Source organism: Thermococcus eurythermalis, assembly GCF_000769655.1.
Taxonomy (GTDB): domain Archaea; phylum Methanobacteriota_B; class Thermococci; order Thermococcales; family Thermococcaceae; genus Thermococcus; species Thermococcus eurythermalis.
The window spans coordinates 1,934,891-1,950,922 of the sequence record NZ_CP008887.1; the positions used below are offsets into that span (position 1 = coordinate 1,934,891).

A 16,032-nucleotide genomic window follows, 5' to 3' on the forward strand; every position below is an offset into this window, starting at 1 on the left:
TGGAATGGTGAAGACTGAGGCTAAAAAGAGGCAGGAGAATGGAAGGGGGAACAGCTCTTCCCTCTCAGCGTACTACCAGAAGTTCAAGGCCTATGGACTCCCCCTGATAGCCCTCCTGCTCGCGTATCTGGGCTTTAAACTGAGGAACGTGACGTCCAACTACAAGACCTTCCTCGACCCCGACACTTTTTTCCACTATGAGATGTACAAGATAGCCATCAATGAGTGGATTCCCAAGTATTTCGCATACGCCAATCCGCCCACAGGAATTAAGGCCAGCGGCTACCTCGGCCTCTATACCGTACAGGCGTTCTTTTACAAAGTCGTCTCGGCGTTCGGATACGACCAGCTCGGGGCCTTCAAGCTCTGGCCGCCCTTCGTCGGTGCGATGACAGTCATAGCTGTCTACCTCCTCGGGAGGAAGCTCCACTCCAACTGGGCCGGCGTATGGGCAGCCGCCTTCATGATGTTCTCCTACGCCAGCTTCAGCAAGACCTACTCCGGCAACAACCGTGGAGAAGGGCCGTTCATGATGTTCTTCCTATACGCGGTGCTATTCCTTATGATATACCTCGACGAGAGGGGGTGGAACTGGAAGAAGGTGCTCTCAGGAGTGCTCTTCCTCGCGACCAGCGTCCTCTACATGGCAGTCTGGACCGGAAGCCAGTTCGGTGTCGGAATACTCCTGCTCTTCGCGGGCCTTACTGTGGTCGTCTTCTTCACGTTCGGCATGATTCCACAGCTGAAGAAATTCACCCAGGACTTCTTCCCGCTCTACGGACTTTCGCTTGTTCTCGGTATATGGCTCTCCGGCACCGGGTTTATCGGGATTAAGAGCTTCCTTATCTTCGCTTTCGAGGGCCTTATGGCGCTAAGTGCGCTCGTTGCAGTGATGCTCTACGGTGAGAGGCTTGGCCTCAACTACTCCGACAAAAAGCACCGCTTTGGGACGGTAGTGGCCATAGCGGTTCTCGGCTTCCTGGCGTTCTACGCGTACTTTGGCAGGGAGCTCTTCAACTTCCTCGGCGGCGCCACCCAGTCAAACCCGCTCTACCAGACCGTTGCCGAGCTCGCAAGGACTGATTGGGGGACAATAATCAGCTATTATAGCATTGGAATTCAAAAGGGAATTGTAGTAGGTGCTATAGCACTTTTTGGTTTGGTAATTTTATTAATACAGCTCATAGAACAATTAAAAGAAAACAACTCCCCCGTGACACAAGGAATATCAGCAGGGATAACACTTGGAGTCATATTAACTTACGTGTATTATTTCAAGGAGTACCCAAACGTAAAGCCTCAAGACGGGCTGTTATTCTTGATTTCAGTAAGTGGATTTGGCATTGTACTATTGAGACTTACAATACAACTAGCTAAGGGTAAACCAACAGAGAAAGAAATTTTCCTCGTCAGCTACTACGCCGGCTCTATATACCTGCTCTTCATGGCGGTCAGGTTCGTGTTCCAGGCCTCTGGAGCCATACTCCTCCTGGCTGGCGTCGCGGTTGGAGAGGCCTTCCTGTTCGTCGAGAACATGAAGGAGAGCCTCGGCACCAAGGCCCTCTACGCGGCGCTCCTCATCCTCCTATTCCTGCCTGTTCCGGTTATAGGTGCCCAGCACATGAATGATATAGCCAAAAGCTACGCAAGGAGCCAGGGCTCCGTTCCGGCTGACTGGGTGAACACGCTCAGCTGGCTCAGGGAGAACAGCCACCCGCTCGACAGCGCAACCAGCTGGTGGGACTACGGGTACTGGATTGAATCCAGCCTGCTCAGCCACAGGCGCTCCGCCACCGACGGCGGCCACGCATACGACAGGCGCTACATTGTTGCGGACTTCTTCTCGCACTACGGAAACGAGAGCGAGCAGGACTTTGAGGCGTGGGGCCTCAACTACATGATAACCTGGCAGCAGGACATAGGAAAGTTCAACGCCATAAGCTACCTCGGCGGCGCCATCAACCACTACGAGCAGACGCACATTCCGATGTTCCAGGCCATATCAACACAGCAGATTCAGTACGCCAACGAAAGCGGCAGGCTTGCCGTTTACATAGCATCAGGAAACAGCGCGTACCAGCCGCTGGCGACCATTGACCTCACCACGGGGCAGGTAATAGGCGGCAGGGGGGACATACCTTACGTCCTCTACATCTTCGGCAACTACGGACTGCTGGCGTACCAGAAGATAGCCTTCAGCAACTTCGTTCAGCTGGCTTTCCACGTTCCGTACTCCCCGGACCCCTGGGAGTCCCAGAAGCTGTTCGCCAACTTCAAGCCGGTGTATAGCAACGGCGGCGTTTCGACCTACGAGTTCAGGCCGTTCGCAGTTTACAGGATAGACAGGTACGAGAACGACACCTGGAAGACCGTTTACACCACCCTCGGCGGCGGAAAGCTCCAGCCAGGGGAGCAGAAGCTGAGGCTCTGGATTTCGGCCTTCGGAAGGGACATAAAGGACGCAAAGCTCGTCTTTGAGGCATACAACGGAACCGAGCTCATAAAGAGAGAGGTTCTCGCAGAGGGCCTCAGCATGGACTACCTGAACGAGACCCCCGTTGAGGTGACCCTCACGATACCCAACGCCACCGGCTACCGCCTCGTCCTCATCCAGGAGGGCCCAGTTGGAGTGCTCAACGGGGCACCGAAGGTCAACGGGAAGGTAGCCAACCCGAGCTACATACTCGGCGAGGGCCAGAGCGGCCAGCTTGAGCTCAAGGCCGCGTTCAGAAAGGACTACGACAGCGTGAAGCTTACCCTCAGGGCGAGCATAGTCTACTACGTTGCCCCCAACGGCAAGGACATAGAGAAGGACGACTTCTACCTCGAGCCCCACCAGGACATCATAACCTACGTTCCGGTCAAGGAGCTGAGTGTCAAGGAGGGCAACAACACGATAGTCGCTCAGGCCAGCATGCCCGAAAACGTCTTCGGCAAGTACATCCAGGAGCTCCACAAGAAGTACGGCAAAGACAAGGTCATCATCGTCGGAAAGAGGATAGAGCCGATTTTCATCACACAGAAGGAGTATGTAATTTGGGAGGGTTAATCCCTCACTATTTTCATATCCTCCAGCCTTTTTAGCCCTTCTTTTTCCGCTGTTTTGACGATGCCTGGAACGAACTCCGAGCGTGGTTTGAGGATAATCGCCTCAACCCGGTCGAAGCCGAGCTTCTTCAGGGCAAAGGCCCTGTGGTGGCCGTCTATGATGTAATACCTCCCACCGTGCGGTATCACGATTATCGGGGCGTCATACCCGTGCTTTATCTCCTGGAGAACCAAGAGGAGCTTTCCCTCGCTGAGCTCCACCTGGGTGGGGACGAGGTTCTCAAGGGAGACAAAGGCCCGCTCAAGGTCAAACCCAATGCCGTAGATTGCTTCGTATTCCCTCCTTATCCGTTCGGCACGTTTGAATGCCCCTTCCCGTGTGATGAGGCTTATCCTGCCCATCATTCGGCACCCCTAACGGCGATAAACGCGGCTATGTTTTTGCATCTTTTGTAGCACTTCCTGTCAGCCTTCTCCGCAGGGCCGTTGACAACCACTTCGGGGAAAGGCGGACTTGAAACCCCCTCTGCGGTGACATATAGGGAATTAAACAGAAACCCTTAAAGCAATTACCACGTAATTACCCAACGATGATGAAAAGTGCTGGAAGTTGAACCCCAGGAATACTACCCACTCATACACAAGCTCTTTGTATCGGAGATTGTTGAGGCAGTTGATACTTTAGGCGCAAGTGTTAGGAGGATTAGAGCTAAGGTCAGGGAAGGAAAAAGAGTTCTCTTCCTAACCTTTGATGTCGATGTTGTCAGGTACAGCCTCAGCGGCGTGGTTGACACTGAGACTATTGTCCAGGGAATACTTGAGAAACGTATCCAAGAGGCCAATTCATCGTTTGGAAAGCTCTATGGGTTCAGGTTTGTTCTTGAATCTGTAACGATAACCGAAGACGTGCCAAGAAGAGAGAAACGAGAAGATGCCCGGCTGGTAGTGAGCGGGCCCCAGGAGATGGAAGACGCCCTGCGGCGCCTCGGCAGGGGGCTTATGATAACCCTGAAGGAATGGAACGTGCCCCTGACGTCAATCACTGTGACGACTGATGACCTAATTTCCCCGGAGACCGTCTCCATAGTCCTCAAACTTGCGGAGCAGATAGAAAAAGCTGAGAAGGACAGCCTCAAAAGCTCCGTCGAGACCAAGGCCAGGAGCTACGCAAAGGCACTGCTCCCAGAGAGGCTCAATATACAGGTCAAGGTTCTTGACCCAAGCGACAAGAACATTGCCCAGGTTATGAAACGTGCAAAGAGCATAGAGAAGGAGATAGAGGAGCTTACTAAGAACGAAGACCTGAAGAAGCTCATGGAGGCCTTAGGTAAGTCTCTCTAGCCCTTATGTAGTCCAGCAGCGGCTGAATCCTCTTCCAAACTTCCTCGACGCCCCCGTCACCATCAACCCTGACGTAAATCCCCTTGTTTCTGTAGAACTTTATTATCGGCTCCATGTTTTTTGTGTAAATCCGGTACCTCTTCTCAACGACTTCGCGCCTGTCGTCCCGCCTCTGAATCAGCTCCGAGCCGCAGACGTCACAGACCCCAGGCTTCTTGGGTGGGTTGTATTTGACGTGGTAAACTGCGCCACAGTTCGGACAGATTCTCCTTCCGCTTATCCTCTCGACGCTGGTTTCAAGGTCTATGAAAATCTCAAGGGCCAGGTCAAGCCTTATCCCGTGGTCGTATAGGTAGCTCTCAAGGGCCAAGACCTGCTCCGGAGTCCTTGGATAGCCGTCGAGGATGAAGTTCTCCCTCTGACGCCTCAGCCGGGAGATTATAAGGGTGTTGATGATCGTGTCTGGAATGAGCTCACCCCGGCTCAGGTAAGCCTCCATTTCCTTCCCAATCGGAGTTCCCCGCTCTATCTCCTTTCTAATAAGGTCGCCAGAGGATATGTAGGTCAGGCCGTAGCGCTCCACTATCCTGCGGGAGTGCGTGCTCTTTCCGCTTCCGGGAGGGCCGAAAATCAGAATGTTCACCGCGCACCACCATTAAACATTTATGCACACGAGTTGAATAAACTTTTGGTGATGGCCGTGAAGCTGAGCACCGGTTACGTCCGGGCAAGCGGGTACGCGCACAAGGTAAGGCGCGTTCTATTCGCCCTGGCTAGGAAGAAAGTCGAGCCAAAGGAGATTATCCGCGCCTCGGCCGAGCTCAACCAGAGGATTTTCGAGGAGTTTCAGAGGCTCAACGTCTCGAAGGAGGACGTTGTGAGGATTACCGTCGATTTCCGAATCAAGGACGGCTCCATCGTCTGGGACTATGACTCTCTCAGGATTGAGGTCTACAGGAAGGGTGAAGAAGAGAGGCTCGCGAAGGCGATGGAGGAAGTGGAGGAGCGCGAGAGGGAACTGGAGGAGAAGATCAAGGCCATCGAAGAGGTTGCCCTCAACCTCAAGAAGCTCACGGACGAGCTAATCGAGAGGATTGAGGAGCTGAAGCAGGAGCACACTTCCCTGAAGCTCAGGGCGGAGGAGTGAGCGAGTCAAGGAAGATGTTGACGTAGGCGACGACGTGCGAGGCGAGATAGCTCTTTTTCCCGACGCTCACCTTTTCCGCTATTCCCGCTAAGAATGTCTCGTCCTCCCGGCTCAGTCCCTCGTGGTCGCCGAGGACGAAGGCGACGTTGCTCCCGAAGGAGGCCTTCTCTATCGGCTTTCCCTCCTCGTGGAGGTAGTAGAGGGTCGAGTTCTTGAGCGTCAGCCTGATGACGTCTTCAAAAGTTCGGTTGCTCACGTAGAGGCCGGGGTAAACCTCAACCTCCTTCCCAGGCTCTTTCAGTCCCTCACCGGCCTTGAGGGCCTTCATTATAAGCTTCGCCGTGCTCCTCTCGTCCGGGTTGAGGCGAACTTTAAGCTGGGGCCCCTCGAAGCGTATCGCCTTCGGCGGGTTCGGCGGGCCGTACAGGAGGAGCCAGACGCGGACATTTTTCCGGAGGCCGTGGGAGAGCAAAAAGGCCGAGTTGAGAAACCTGCAGAGGACGTCTATCCTTCCGCTCGTGCCAGGTAAATCGCTCAGCTTGAAGTCGGGGCTCGTTTTAGCCTTGTTGGCCTTGATTATGAAGGTTCTCAACTCACCCCCTCCCGTGCCTCTCGTACCAGCCCCACTCCTTCTTCGGCCCGAAGGCCCTCACTCCCTTCTTGGCGAGCGTTATCCTCAGTTCTTTCGCAATCTCAGGCGTTATCTCGCCCCTGCTCTCCATCCAGTTGATTATCTCTAGAGCCTCTTCGTCGGTCTCGCACCGCCTGAGGAAGTCTATCACCGTAGGCTCATAGCCCGAGAAGTCCATCGGCTCGGTGAGCTCCTCTCCCTCTTCCTCGTCGGTCCTGAACGCGTCTATCGGGATTCCCCCCTCTTCAAGCTCCCTTGCAAGGGCCGGGAACTTCTTCTCAAACTCCTCCCTGTCGTACTCCTGCCAGGCGAAATCATCAACGGCCCTTCTCTTTTCCTTTCTCTCCTTCTCTTTAACCATACCCCGCACCTAACCCCAGGTCGGACCGTGGGTTTATAAACTCTCAGTGGGAGGGGCGGATATGAAGGGTTCCTACTTCCTCATAATCAGGCTCGATAGGGAGAAGGTGATACGGACAAAGGGAAGAGCCTTCGAGCTCAGGCCCGGTTACTACGTTTACGTTGGTTCGGCCATGAACTCCCTCGAAAAGCGCGTCGCGAGGCATTTCCGGAAGGAGAAAAAGCTTCACTGGCACATAGACTACCTCCTAAAGGAGGCGGGGCTTCTGAGGGCGTACCTGATTCCCAGCGAGGTCAAGCTTGAGGAGAAGCTCTCGCTGGAAGTTTCCCGCTTCGGCGAGCCCGTTCCAGGCTTTGGGGCCGGGGACGTTAAGGTTGGCACGAACCTCTACCGCTTTGATGACGAGCCGGACGGGACTCTAGAGGGAATCCTTAAGGGAATGGGCCTGGACTGGAAAACCGTTAAAAGCGATGAAGAAATAACGGAAATACGGTGGTAGTATGGGAACTGTCATCGAGGCCGTCTACGACGGCAAGACGTTCAGACCCCTAAAGAAGGTTAACCTCCCCAAGGGGGCAAAAGTTAGGGTCATCGTGGGCGAGACGATATGGGACCTGCTTGAAGAGATTGAGGGAATCCCCGTCGAGGCAAACGTCGAGGAAGTGCTTGATGATGTCAGGGGGAGGAAAAGGGTTCGTTATTGACACCAACGTCATAGTGGGGGCCTTCTTTTATGGAAAGGACTATCCTCAAGTTAAAAGCAGAGAAGCCCTTCTCAAGAAATGCAGACTAGTGCTCGGCCTGTTAAAGGAAAAAAACGTTGCAGTCCCCAGAGTAGCCGTCGTTGAAGTTATAAGTGTTGTGAAAAGGATAACAGGAGACATAACCCTGGCTGTTAGGCTTGGAAACGCCGTTGAAACGTCGTTTGAAGTGGTCTCAGAGGATAAAATCTATGAAACTGCCAAGGAAACAGCCTCCATCGTCGCACCTTCTGGATTCGATACATATTTTCTGGCCCTTGCCCTTGCGAGAGGCTACCGCCTGATAACCCGCGACAAAGCACTCTGCACACATTCAAAGAATTTGGGTGTCCCCTGCCTCTTAATTGAAGAATCAACTGACGACGACACGATTAAAGAATTTTTGGAGGGATAAAGATGCTCGAAATAGGTAAGGTTGAGCGCTACATTCACGAGAAGCTGAAAAATGAGAAGCTCCACTTCGTCCTCCTCGACCCCGACGACGTCCCGCCGGGGACAGCCGGTAAAATAGCCGAGATGAGCGAAGAAATTGGCGTTGATGCAATAATGGTCGGCGGCTCGACTGGGGCAGAAGGTGAAGTGCTCGACGGAGTTGTTAAAGCAATAAAGGAGTCCTCAGGCCTGCCGGTTATCCTCTTCCCAGGCTCGCACGGCGGGATAAGCAAGTACGCGGACGCGATATTCTTCATGAGCCTCCTCAACTCAAGAAACCCATTCTTCATAACTGGCTCTCAGGCATTGGGGGCCTTTACGGTCAAGCGCTACGGCATAGAGCCTATTCCGATGGCGTACCTCATCATCGAGCCCGGAGAGACCGTCGGCTGGGTCGGCGATGCGAAGCCGATACCGAGGCACAAGCCGAAGATCGCCGCCGCGTACGCCTTAGCCGGCCAGTACCTTGGCATGCGCCTCGTTTACCTTGAAGCGGGTAGTGGGGCACCGCAGCCCGTTCCGCCCGAGATGATTGCCCTCGTTAAGCGCGTTATAGACGTCCCACTCATCGTTGGCGGTGGAATAAGGACGAAGGAGCAGGCAAGGCAGGCCGTCGAGGCCGGAGCGGACATCATCGTCACCGGAACAGCAATAGAGAAAGCCGGTTCAATTGAGAAAGCGAAGGAGAAGCTGGAGGAGCTGAACTCAGGGGTTAAGGGATAATCGTTTTCTTCCACTTTCATCTCACAGGACACAATAAGAAAAGCCGACTTACTTCCATAAAGGACGAGGCTTGAAAAGAGAAACGTCAGGCCTCGGAGAGCACCTTGAAGGATATCTTTCCTTCTTTTACAAGCTTCTTAAGCTCCTGAGCGAGGTCTATGCCCCCCACAAGCTCCATCTTGATCTCGGACATACCCCTCGCGTCGGGCGGGTGGAAGTGTATGTCCCTAATCCTGCCCGACACCTTGGATAGAAGACGGCCTAAAATGTTCCCCCTTTCACGGTAGGGGATTTTGAGGTCCACTTCAAGGATTTGCATATTCATCACCGTTTTATTATTAGAAAAAAGTCCTATAAAACCTTTTTCATGAGCGAGAATTATCGTTCTTCGCCAAAAATATTCCCGACAGTTATCGAAAACGGCAAGCCTTCGGTAAAGTTTTTATCATAACGTTTCCATTATTCTCTGGTGGTACCTATGAGAGCGTTTATCTCCCTCGACCTTGAGGGGCTCCCACACGTCGTCAGCAGGGAGCACCTCTTCGTGAAGGGCGCCCTCTATGCGGAGGCCAGGAAGATAGCGACGGAAGTTGTGATGGCCGTCGCGAGCACACTCCACGACGAGCTTGGTGTTGATGAGATCGTCGTAGCAGACAGCCACGGGCCGATGGTGAACATCATCGTGGAGGAAATGCCCGGATACGTCCGGCTGGTAAGGGGCTTCCCGAGGCCCCTAAGCATGGTCGCCGGAGGAAAGGGCGCGGACTTCGCGATGTTCCTCGGGTACCACACCAAAGCCGGAACCGCAGGCGCGACCTTCGACCACACCTACAGCGGGGCCACCGTTGACAGGCTTGAGGTGAACGGGGTCGAGGTCAGCGAGACAATCCTCAACGCATACCTGCTCGGAGAGTGGGGCGTCCCCGTTGCCATGGTCGCCGGGGACAAAGCGTTGATAGAGACCGACGTTAAGAACCACCTCCCGTGGGCCGTTGGCGTCCCGATAAAGGAGAGCTTCGGCAGGTATTCGGCAGTGAGCCCTGGAATGGAGGGAATAAAGAAGCTTCTCCGCGAGGGAACCATTGAGGCATTCAGGCGCCTCGAGCGCGGAGAGGTTAAGCCGCTGAAGACCAAAACGCCGGTCGAGGTCAAGCTCCGCTTCCTCAACAGCGCCCACGCGGAAGTCGCCGGGCTGTTGCCCTTCGTCGAGAGGCTCGACGGAAAGACCGTCCGCTTTGAAGCAAAGAGCGTCGAAGAGGCCTACAAGACCTTTGAGGTCCTCGTGTTCGCGGCCGCGGGCGTCACCTCGATAGTGAACCGCTAACGATTTAAGCCCGCCCTCGAAATTAAGAGTGCCCCCGGGAAACCGCGGGGGATGAGCGCCTCGGCGAGCCGTGATTCCCCTTCGCTCCCCGGGGGCACATCCTTCACCCTCTTCTGGAGAGCGCGATGTCATACTTCAGACAGCCGGCCCAAATTAGACCTCCGCTGACAGAGCTTAATCCCAATGTATGTGAAAGTTCATTCAAGTTAACAAATGGGCTTAACTATCCTTATCTCGTCAACTATATCCTTTTTCGAAGACCTTATATCCTCCGAGCCGAAAATTCTTCGAGGTGATATTGATGGAAGCCAAGGGTGGCTATTGGGGAAAGATTCTGAGGGTCAACCTGACGACAGGAGAGATTAAGGTCGAGCCTCTCCCGGAGGAGTTCCCGAGGAAGTACCTCGGCGGCGTTGGATTTGGAACGAGACTTCTCTACGACGAGGTTCCCGCAAAGGTAGACCCCCTCGGACCTGAGAACAAGATGATTATAACCCCTGGTCTCTTCGTTGCCACGGGAATCGGAACCGGCTCAAAGACAGCGTTCAACTTCAAGAGCCCGCTCACCGGCGGTTACGGCAGAGCGATGGCAGGAGCGAAGATGGGTGAGGAGCTTAAGAAGGCCGGCTACGACGTCCTCATTATCGAGGGCAAGAGCGAGGAGCCCGTTCTTCTCGTGATTGAAGACGATGACGTTAAGCTCGTCCCGGCCAAGGAGTACTGGGGCCTCACCACCGGCGAGGCAAGGAAGAAGGCTAAGGAGGAGTATCCGGGCTTCGCCACCGCTTTCATTGGCCCCGCTGGAGAGAACCTCAGCCTCATCTCAATCATAGACACCGACGAGAGGCAGGCCGCTCGCGGTGGCCCTGGTGCAGTTCTCGGAAGCAAGAAGCTCAAGGGAATCCTCGTCAAGGGAACCAAGAAGGTACCGATTGCCGAGCCTGAGAAGCTCCGCGAGCTCATCAAGAAGTGGGCGCTCGTCTTCAAGGACCACCCCGCGACCAAGGCGGACATGGAGTACGGAAGCGGTGAGTTCCTCGACTGGATGAACAGGGAGAGGGGAACCTTCCCGACCAGGAACTGGCAGATGGGCTTCTTCAAGAAGGCCTACGAGAAGGCCAAGGAGGAGGGCAGGGAGCACATAGGCCTTGACCCGTACTTCTGGGCACCGAAGTACCGCGCCGGCAGGAGGCCGTGCCCGCTCTGTAACAAGCCGTGCAGCCAGTACGTCAAAGTCGAGAGCGAGAAGTGGGGCACCTTCATGGTGGACGGTCCCGAGTACGAGACCCTCTACTCCTTCGGCGGAGTCCTTGAGCTCGACGACTTCGAGACCGTCGCGTATCTCAACTACCTCGCTGACGAGCTCGGTCTCGACACGATTTCAGCGGGTGTCACCATCGCCTGGGCCATGGAGGCCTACGAGCGTGGACTTCTCACCAAGGAAGAGGCGGACGGCCTCGAGCTGACCTTTGGAAACGGCGAGGCCGCTGTGGAGGCGCTCAAGAAGATGGCCTACCGCGAGGGTAACCTCGGAAAGCTTCTCGCCGACGGTGTCAAGAGGGCAAGCGAGAGGCTCGGCAGGGGAAGCGAGAAGTTTGCGCTCCACGTCAAGGGCATGGAGCCCCCAGCGTACGACGTCAGGGGAATCAAGGGAATGGCTCTCGCCTTCGCGGCCAACGTCCGCGGTGCCGACCACCTCACGAGCGGTGCCTACGGAACCGAGCTCGTTGGCAAGTGGTGGAAGTTCGAGGGCGTTGACAGGACCAAGGGCGAGAACAAGGGATTCGAGATTGCCTTCCACGAGAACCTCATGGCAATCTACGATGCAACGGGAACGTGCAAGTTCTCAAGGCACATGTACTTCCTTGAGGGCTTCCCAGATCTCGTCGAGGCTGTCACAGGCATGAACATCGGCGAGGCCGAGCTGATGGTCATCGGCGAGAGGATAATGAACATCGCTCGCGCCTTCAACGTCCGCGAGGGCTTCACCAGGAAGGACGACACGCTCCCGTACAGGATTATGTGGGAGCCGATTCCTGAGGGCCCGAGCAAGGGCCTCCACGTCCCGCCATGGGAGCTCGACAGGATGCTTGACGAGTACTACCAGGCTCGCGGATGGAGCAGGGACGGAATCCCGACCAAGGCCAAGCTTATGGCCCTCGACCTGCCGGACATCGCGGACGACATTGGAGCGGGAATCTGAAGGTTTTTATCCCCTCCCTTCTTATTCTTCCCGGTGAGCAAAATGGACGAGAGGCTCAAGGCCTGCAAGAACTGCCGCTGGTTCGGGCCGATTGACTCCTACTTTCTGACCTACGGGATGTGCAGGAAGCACATGAAGACCGTCCACATGAACTTCGTCTGCGACGACTGGGAGCCGTTATGGGGAGAGCGCTAAAGCGTCCCTCCAGTCGAAGACCCTTGCGTTCTCGGGCTCTCTTGGGAGAATGCTCCTGTCCGGGACGACGAAGAGGTTAACCTCAGCCCCAGCGCTCTCAAATTTGTTTTCAGCCTTTCTAATGTCCCGCTCTTTAAGCTTCTCCTTCCACTTGACCTCGGCGACCAAGTAAAGCTTCCTGTTCTTCACGAGGGCAACGTCGAGCTCAAGCTCAGGCTTCTCAATCCTAACGGGCTGAAGGCCGTAGTGCTGAGAGAGGAGCCGTTCAAAGAACACCTCCACATAGTTGGGCAGTTTTTCCTCCAGCAATCTGCGGACGGTTTTTTGAGGTAGACCAGTCTCGAAGAAACCGTACTTTGCGTTCAGATAGTACGCGAAGTCCACAAGGGGTGATACGTGGCGGTAGCGGTAGACCCTTCTCCTCTTTCCGAAGACCGGGATTCTCTCAAGCAATCCCATTCCAGCGAGGGTTTCGAGGTATGGTGCAACGGCTCCTGGAGAAGCGTTCTCCATCAATCCCCGAGAAGATAGCTCCCCCACTATTTCCCCCGTGCTTACCTTTCCCCCGGCAACGGCTTCGAGGATTGCCCAGTATCTCTTGGTAAGCTCGCGCTCCTCCTCAGTGAATATTTCACCCACGAGGCCGGGAACGTAGTCCTTGAGAACGGTACCGAGGACGTCAAAGGTTTCGACGCCGTAGGATTCCACCGTAGGGGTGAGCCACGGTTCCTGAACGAGAACGGCGAGCTCTACGAGGGGCTTGCCTTCAAAACCAATGGAGTGAACGAACTTCAGGGCGTCAGAAGGCCTGACGAGGCCAACCTCATGGGCGTGGAAGAGGCCCAGCAACGGACTGCTCTCCCCGAGGAACTTCTTGAAGTAGTGTCTCGTCGAGGTTATGAGGGTCAGTTCACCCTTTCCAGACAGGCCCTGGAGAAGCGAGAAGAACGGTTCCCCGAGGCGGTGAAACTCGTCAACGACTATCCGGCCTGTTTGGAGGAGGAGCGGAAGAAACTTCATGAATTCGTCAAGGGTCATTCTCTCCCCGTTCTCGACATCAATGAGCTCCGAGCCCCTCGTAACGATGAAATACCTCGCGTACTTACTCTTCTCGCGGACGTAGAACGTCTTTCCCGTCTTTCTGCGCCCGTAGAGGAGCAACCACTTTGCTTTGAGGGCAACGTCGAGTTCGGACCTTTCTATAATAACCATTAGTATAACCACCATTATACTAATTTTGCCTATTCTTAAAAGCCTAACGCTTAAACACCCTAACGTCAACGACCACGTGCCAGACGCCGGGGGCGTAGCGCTTGATAATCAGCTCGTTAAGCTTCTCGGCCTCGTAGCCATATTCTCTCGCTATCCCCCTGAAGGTCGCAAAGGGCTCATCGGGCATCAACCTCTCGGGAACGGTGTTGTGGTAATGGATAATCGCCTCGTCCTTCGCTATGCTTAAGGCCTTCGGTATGAACTCGGCAGTCTTCACGACGTAGCCCATCAAAACCCTGTCGGCTATGTTTTCAGCAGGAAAGTTGCGGTTGTCGATGTTGTAGGGCGTCATCAGGTCCTGGACGTTGTTCAGCCAGATGCTTTCCACCAAAAAGCGGAATGTGTAGGGGTCCTTTTCAATCGCTATGACCCTCGCCCCCTTGTGGACGGCCATAGGGAGGCTTAGATGGCCTATTCCCGCGAACATGTCAACGACCAGCTCGCCCGGTCTCGCCACCTCCGCCATTCTGACGCGCTCCTTGACGTTGGCCGGTGAGAACATGACCTTCGCCACGTCAAGCTTGTATTTGACGCCGTTCTCAACGTGAACGGTAACGGTGTCCCCGCCGTAGAGAACCTCGTAGTCCGGCTTCCTGGTTTCGCCGTGTATGTGGCCCTTCCTGAGGACGGTTTTAACGCCTAAAACTTCCGCGTAAACCTCGGCTATCCTGTGTTTATAGGGCTCAAGCTCCGGCCGGAGGGGCAGAATCAGGACGTCGCCAATCTGGACCCAGTGCTTGGGGAGCAAATTAACCAGCCCGGCCGGAAGCTCCTTCGAGAGTATCTCCCGTATGCGGGGCTTTATGACCTGGGTTCTCCTTGCGCGCATATTTCTCCCTTCGTCAAAAAGCGATAAGAAAGCTTTAAAAACTTAAAGGACGGATTTAAAATGAGAACCATCGGAGGTCGATGATGGATATGGAGGACGAGCCCCCGAGTAGTGGGCTGTTTTCAAGGCTCTTTAAGAGGGAAGAGGCACTTCTTGAGCAGAGGCTGAGCGAAGAGGCGTACGAGGAATACCGCAGGCTTCTCATGCGGGCCAGGCCCGATGTAAAGGGCTCAAAGCTGGTGCTCAACCTCGCCGACGGGGTCGTTGAGCTGGACCGGGGGGTATTGAGGGTCAGGGCAAAGAACAAGAAGTCCGCCGAGAAGATTTTGAGGAACCTCCACCACTACGAGCAACCCCCGAGCATCTGGCCGGCATACGGGCTTAGCTATTCTATTAAAAGGAAGAGACGTATGGTTCTTTGAGCCAGCGGAAGCTTTAAATTCTTCCCTTCTACCTTCCTTCGCGGATGACGACCCTTGCCCAGTCTGAACTGTGATGACGTCGGTATTAGCTGACGCAAGGGCGGCGAGGTTCGCGGGCTGATGACCCGCCCGCTGGAGGGAAGAGGCGTGGAGAACAACGGAAGTGCTGAAAACGACGGGCTGATAGAGTTCTACGCGAGCGAAGCCCTGACCTGTCCGAGGAGGATATACTTCCGGCTGAAGGGCTACCCCCAGAGATGGCCCGAGAACGTGAGGGTTAGGCTCAATCAGGGGGTTAAAACCCACGAAATTCTCGGGCAGATTCTGAGCAGACGCTTTGGCTTCGAACTTGAGAGGCATCTCGTCCTCCGCTCAAGGAAGCTCGGCTTTGAGATTCACGGCAGGATTGACGCCTTCAGGGAGTTTCCCATCGAGATTAAGGGCAAGACCAGCCTCCCGAAGGTGCCCTACGACTACCACCTGGCCCAGCTCAACGTCTACCTCCGCTGGGCCGAGGCCGAATACGGATACCTATACTATATTAAGCTCCACGAAGAGCCCACGAAAATAATCGGCAAGCTCGACATGTCGAACTTTCCGGTCATCAAGGGGCCGAACTTTAAGGCGTTTGAAATCCCCTACGACGGCAAGCTCTTCAAGGAAACGCTCAGGCACTTCTACTCGGTGAAGAAGGCCTACGAAAAGGGGAAACCCCCAGAAGGCTGGAGAAGCTACGCCTGTCGCTTTTGCCCCTACCGCTACCTGTGCTATCCTGGAGAAGAGTGAATTTTGTGTGGTAATCACAAATTTCTGGCCAATCTTTGAGGTTGGTGACCGCAAAGCTACACCCCCATCACAACCCACCTGAGCCCGTTATCAACCACCGCCTCAATGAGCCTGCGGTTGTAGAGTTCAGCTATAAGGGCCCGAAGGAGCACGAGGTTCAGGGCGAGCTTTTGAGGCAAGGATGAACGGAATCTCCGGGTTCCTTCAATGCTATGATACCAGAAACCAAGAACCAATCAATAAAAGGCTTTGGAAGGAAAGAAAAGGGCATCAAACGTGCCTGGCGTAGAGGGTCTTCCTGCCCTCGGCCTTGGCCCTCTTGACGGCCTTCTCGACGAGAACCTTGAGCTCCTCCTCAAGGGCGTCGTAGAACTCCGGGCTGACCCTCATCTCGGGATCGAGGTTCTTAACGAGCTCCTTAACCTTGGACTTAACAAGCATCTCAGCCATTTTACACACCTCCTTCTACGGCCCGTAAGGCCACCCTTAGTTCACCGTCCCCCTTTATAACTTTTCTCCTCCGAGCGCGCCCGGAAGAACGGAAAAGGTTAAATCAA

21 protein-coding genes are annotated in these 16,032 nt (G+C 54.8%); 12 read left to right on the forward strand and 9 right to left on the reverse strand.

Annotated elements, in window-relative coordinates:
• Nucleotides 1-4: 4 nt before the first annotated feature.
• Nucleotides 5-3,049, forward strand: a complete 3,045-nt coding sequence (locus TEU_RS10360; protein ID WP_050003711.1) for a peptide transporter — start codon at nt 5-7, stop codon at nt 3,047-3,049.
• Here the strand turns inward: TEU_RS10360 and TEU_RS10365 are convergent.
• Entirely contained in the window at nt 3,046-3,450 is a 405-nt protein-coding gene (locus TEU_RS10365) for a ParB/RepB/Spo0J family partition protein (RefSeq protein WP_050003981.1), read from the reverse strand. The genes TEU_RS10360 and TEU_RS10365 overlap by 4 nt on opposite strands.
• A 198-nt stretch (nt 3,451-3,648) precedes the next feature.
• Here TEU_RS10365 and TEU_RS10370 point away from each other — a divergent pair, with 198 nt between their 5' ends.
• On the forward strand, nt 3,649-4,389 hold the full coding sequence (locus TEU_RS10370; protein WP_050003712.1) for a hypothetical protein: 741 nt from the start codon (nt 3,649-3,651) through the stop codon (nt 4,387-4,389).
• Here TEU_RS10370 and TEU_RS10375 read toward each other — a convergent pair.
• Nucleotides 4,361-5,032 (reverse strand): adenylate kinase, encoded by a 672-nt coding sequence (locus TEU_RS10375; RefSeq protein ID WP_050003713.1) that lies wholly within the window; start codon nt 5,030-5,032, stop codon nt 4,361-4,363. The two genes, TEU_RS10370 and TEU_RS10375, sit on opposite strands and share 29 nt — an antisense overlap.
• Nucleotides 5,033-5,083: 51 nt before the next feature.
• Between TEU_RS10375 and TEU_RS10380 the strand changes: the two genes are divergently transcribed.
• Nucleotides 5,084-5,536, forward strand: coding sequence for a single- stranded DNA-binding family protein (locus TEU_RS10380; protein ID WP_050003982.1), 453 nt, complete (start codon nt 5,084-5,086; stop codon nt 5,534-5,536).
• On the opposite strand, the gene trmY is transcribed toward TEU_RS10380, so the two are convergent.
• Nucleotides 5,520-6,128, reverse strand: a complete 609-nt coding sequence (gene trmY, locus TEU_RS10385; RefSeq protein WP_050003714.1) for a tRNA (pseudouridine(54)-N(1))-methyltransferase TrmY — start codon at nt 6,126-6,128, stop codon at nt 5,520-5,522. The genes TEU_RS10380 and trmY overlap by 17 nt on opposite strands.
• A 1-nt stretch (nt 6,129) precedes the next feature.
• On the reverse strand, nt 6,130-6,528 hold the full coding sequence (locus TEU_RS10390; protein WP_050003715.1) for a DUF2095 family protein: 399 nt from the start codon (nt 6,526-6,528) through the stop codon (nt 6,130-6,132).
• Between the two features lie 61 nt (nt 6,529-6,589).
• On the opposite strand from TEU_RS10390, the gene TEU_RS10395 reads away from it, so the two are divergent.
• Genes TEU_RS10395 through TEU_RS10410 form a run of 4 tightly spaced genes read left to right on the forward strand, consistent with a single transcriptional unit; the run spans nt 6,590 to nt 8,444 of the window.
• On the forward strand, nt 6,590-7,027 hold the full coding sequence (locus tag TEU_RS10395) for a GIY-YIG nuclease family protein (RefSeq protein ID WP_050003716.1): 438 nt from the start codon (nt 6,590-6,592) through the stop codon (nt 7,025-7,027).
• A gap of 1 nt (nt 7,028) precedes the next feature.
• Nucleotides 7,029-7,232, forward strand: a complete 204-nt coding sequence (locus tag TEU_RS10400) for an antitoxin family protein (protein ID WP_050003717.1) — start codon at nt 7,029-7,031, stop codon at nt 7,230-7,232.
• Nucleotides 7,198-7,683 (forward strand): PIN domain-containing protein, encoded by a 486-nt coding sequence (locus TEU_RS10405; protein WP_050003718.1) that lies wholly within the window; start codon nt 7,198-7,200, stop codon nt 7,681-7,683. The genes TEU_RS10400 and TEU_RS10405 overlap by 35 nt, the downstream gene beginning before the upstream one ends.
• A gap of 2 nt (nt 7,684-7,685) precedes the next feature.
• Complete coding sequence (locus tag TEU_RS10410; protein ID WP_050003719.1) at nt 7,686-8,444, forward strand: geranylgeranylglyceryl/heptaprenylglyceryl phosphate synthase; 759 nt, start codon at nt 7,686-7,688, stop codon at nt 8,442-8,444.
• 85 nt (nt 8,445-8,529) lie between these two features.
• On the opposite strand, the gene TEU_RS10415 is transcribed toward TEU_RS10410, so the two are convergent.
• Nucleotides 8,530-8,763: a hypothetical protein gene (locus tag TEU_RS10415; RefSeq protein WP_050003720.1), complete on the reverse strand. Its 234-nt coding sequence runs from the start codon at nt 8,761-8,763 to the stop codon at nt 8,530-8,532.
• Between the two features lie 159 nt (nt 8,764-8,922).
• On the opposite strand from TEU_RS10415, the gene TEU_RS10420 reads away from it, so the two are divergent.
• The 3 genes from TEU_RS10420 (at nt 8,923) to TEU_RS11750 (ending at nt 12,166) form a co-directional block, all read left to right on the forward strand.
• On the forward strand, nt 8,923-9,768 hold the full coding sequence (locus TEU_RS10420) for a M55 family metallopeptidase (RefSeq protein ID WP_050003721.1): 846 nt from the start codon (nt 8,923-8,925) through the stop codon (nt 9,766-9,768).
• Between the two features lie 301 nt (nt 9,769-10,069).
• On the forward strand, nt 10,070-11,971 hold the full coding sequence (locus TEU_RS10425) for an aldehyde ferredoxin oxidoreductase family protein (protein WP_050003722.1): 1,902 nt from the start codon (nt 10,070-10,072) through the stop codon (nt 11,969-11,971).
• A 33-nt stretch (nt 11,972-12,004) separates the two neighbouring features.
• On the forward strand, nt 12,005-12,166 hold the full coding sequence (locus TEU_RS11750) for a hypothetical protein (protein WP_158506646.1): 162 nt from the start codon (nt 12,005-12,007) through the stop codon (nt 12,164-12,166).
• On the opposite strand, the gene TEU_RS10430 is transcribed toward TEU_RS11750, so the two are convergent.
• Both TEU_RS10430 and taw2 read right to left on the reverse strand, forming a co-directional pair.
• The gene (locus tag TEU_RS10430) at nt 12,149-13,393 is read right to left on the reverse strand and encodes an ATP-binding protein (RefSeq protein ID WP_227738717.1); all 1,245 of its coding nucleotides are present in this window, start codon (nt 13,391-13,393) and stop codon (nt 12,149-12,151) included. The two genes, TEU_RS11750 and TEU_RS10430, sit on opposite strands and share 18 nt — an antisense overlap.
• A gap of 28 nt (nt 13,394-13,421) precedes the next feature.
• Nucleotides 13,422-14,267, reverse strand: a complete 846-nt coding sequence (taw2, locus tag TEU_RS10435; RefSeq protein ID WP_050003724.1) for a tRNA(Phe) (4-demethylwyosine(37)-C(7)) aminocarboxypropyltransferase Taw2 — start codon at nt 14,265-14,267, stop codon at nt 13,422-13,424.
• A gap of 89 nt (nt 14,268-14,356) precedes the next feature.
• On the opposite strand from taw2, the gene TEU_RS10440 reads away from it, so the two are divergent.
• Together TEU_RS10440 and cas4 are read left to right on the forward strand one after the other, a co-directional pair.
• Complete coding sequence (locus TEU_RS10440; protein ID WP_050003983.1) at nt 14,357-14,689, forward strand: hypothetical protein; 333 nt, start codon at nt 14,357-14,359, stop codon at nt 14,687-14,689.
• A 120-nt stretch (nt 14,690-14,809) separates the two neighbouring features.
• Nucleotides 14,810-15,475, forward strand: coding sequence for a CRISPR-associated protein Cas4 (gene cas4 / locus TEU_RS10445; protein ID WP_050003725.1), 666 nt, complete (start codon nt 14,810-14,812; stop codon nt 15,473-15,475).
• 56 nt (nt 15,476-15,531) lie between these two features.
• On the opposite strand, the gene TEU_RS11665 is transcribed toward cas4, so the two are convergent.
• Together TEU_RS11665 and TEU_RS10450 are read right to left on the reverse strand one after the other, a co-directional pair.
• On the reverse strand, nt 15,532-15,654 hold the full coding sequence (locus TEU_RS11665; RefSeq protein ID WP_394297633.1) for a hypothetical protein: 123 nt from the start codon (nt 15,652-15,654) through the stop codon (nt 15,532-15,534).
• Between the two features lie 91 nt (nt 15,655-15,745).
• Nucleotides 15,746-15,925: a hypothetical protein gene (locus tag TEU_RS10450; protein ID WP_050003726.1), complete on the reverse strand. Its 180-nt coding sequence runs from the start codon at nt 15,923-15,925 to the stop codon at nt 15,746-15,748.
• Nucleotides 15,926-16,032 lie beyond the last annotated feature (107 nt).

Excerpts from the sequence above, each read along its gene's own strand:
- TEU_RS10360 (WP_050003711.1), top strand. The coding sequence starts at position 5 with ATGGTGAAGACTGAGGCTAAAAAGAGGCAGGAGAATGGAAGGGGGAAC.
- TEU_RS10365 (WP_050003981.1), bottom strand. The coding sequence starts at position 3,450 with ATGGGCAGGATAAGCCTCATCACACGGGAAGGGGCATTCAAACGTGCC.
- TEU_RS10380 (WP_050003982.1), top strand. The coding sequence starts at position 5,084 with ATGGCCGTGAAGCTGAGCACCGGTTACGTCCGGGCAAGCGGGTACGCG.
- TEU_RS10390 (WP_050003715.1), bottom strand. The coding sequence starts at position 6,528 with ATGGTTAAAGAGAAGGAGAGAAAGGAAAAGAGAAGGGCCGTTGATGAT.
- TEU_RS10395 (WP_050003716.1), top strand. The coding sequence starts at position 6,590 with ATGAAGGGTTCCTACTTCCTCATAATCAGGCTCGATAGGGAGAAGGTG.
- TEU_RS10400 (WP_050003717.1), top strand. The coding sequence starts at position 7,029 with ATGGGAACTGTCATCGAGGCCGTCTACGACGGCAAGACGTTCAGACCC.
- TEU_RS10405 (WP_050003718.1), top strand. The coding sequence starts at position 7,198 with ATGATGTCAGGGGGAGGAAAAGGGTTCGTTATTGACACCAACGTCATA.
- TEU_RS10410 (WP_050003719.1), top strand. The coding sequence starts at position 7,686 with ATGCTCGAAATAGGTAAGGTTGAGCGCTACATTCACGAGAAGCTGAAA.
- TEU_RS10415 (WP_050003720.1), bottom strand. The coding sequence starts at position 8,763 with ATGCAAATCCTTGAAGTGGACCTCAAAATCCCCTACCGTGAAAGGGGG.
- TEU_RS10420 (WP_050003721.1), top strand. The coding sequence starts at position 8,923 with ATGAGAGCGTTTATCTCCCTCGACCTTGAGGGGCTCCCACACGTCGTC.
- TEU_RS10425 (WP_050003722.1), top strand. The coding sequence starts at position 10,070 with ATGGAAGCCAAGGGTGGCTATTGGGGAAAGATTCTGAGGGTCAACCTG.
- TEU_RS10430 (WP_227738717.1), bottom strand. The coding sequence starts at position 13,393 with ATGGTGGTTATACTAATGGTTATTATAGAAAGGTCCGAACTCGACGTT.
- taw2 (WP_050003724.1), bottom strand. The coding sequence starts at position 14,267 with ATGCGCGCAAGGAGAACCCAGGTCATAAAGCCCCGCATACGGGAGATA.
- TEU_RS10440 (WP_050003983.1), top strand. The coding sequence starts at position 14,357 with ATGGAGGACGAGCCCCCGAGTAGTGGGCTGTTTTCAAGGCTCTTTAAG.
- cas4 (WP_050003725.1), top strand. The coding sequence starts at position 14,810 with ATGACCCGCCCGCTGGAGGGAAGAGGCGTGGAGAACAACGGAAGTGCT.
- TEU_RS10450 (WP_050003726.1), bottom strand. The coding sequence starts at position 15,925 with ATGGCTGAGATGCTTGTTAAGTCCAAGGTTAAGGAGCTCGTTAAGAAC.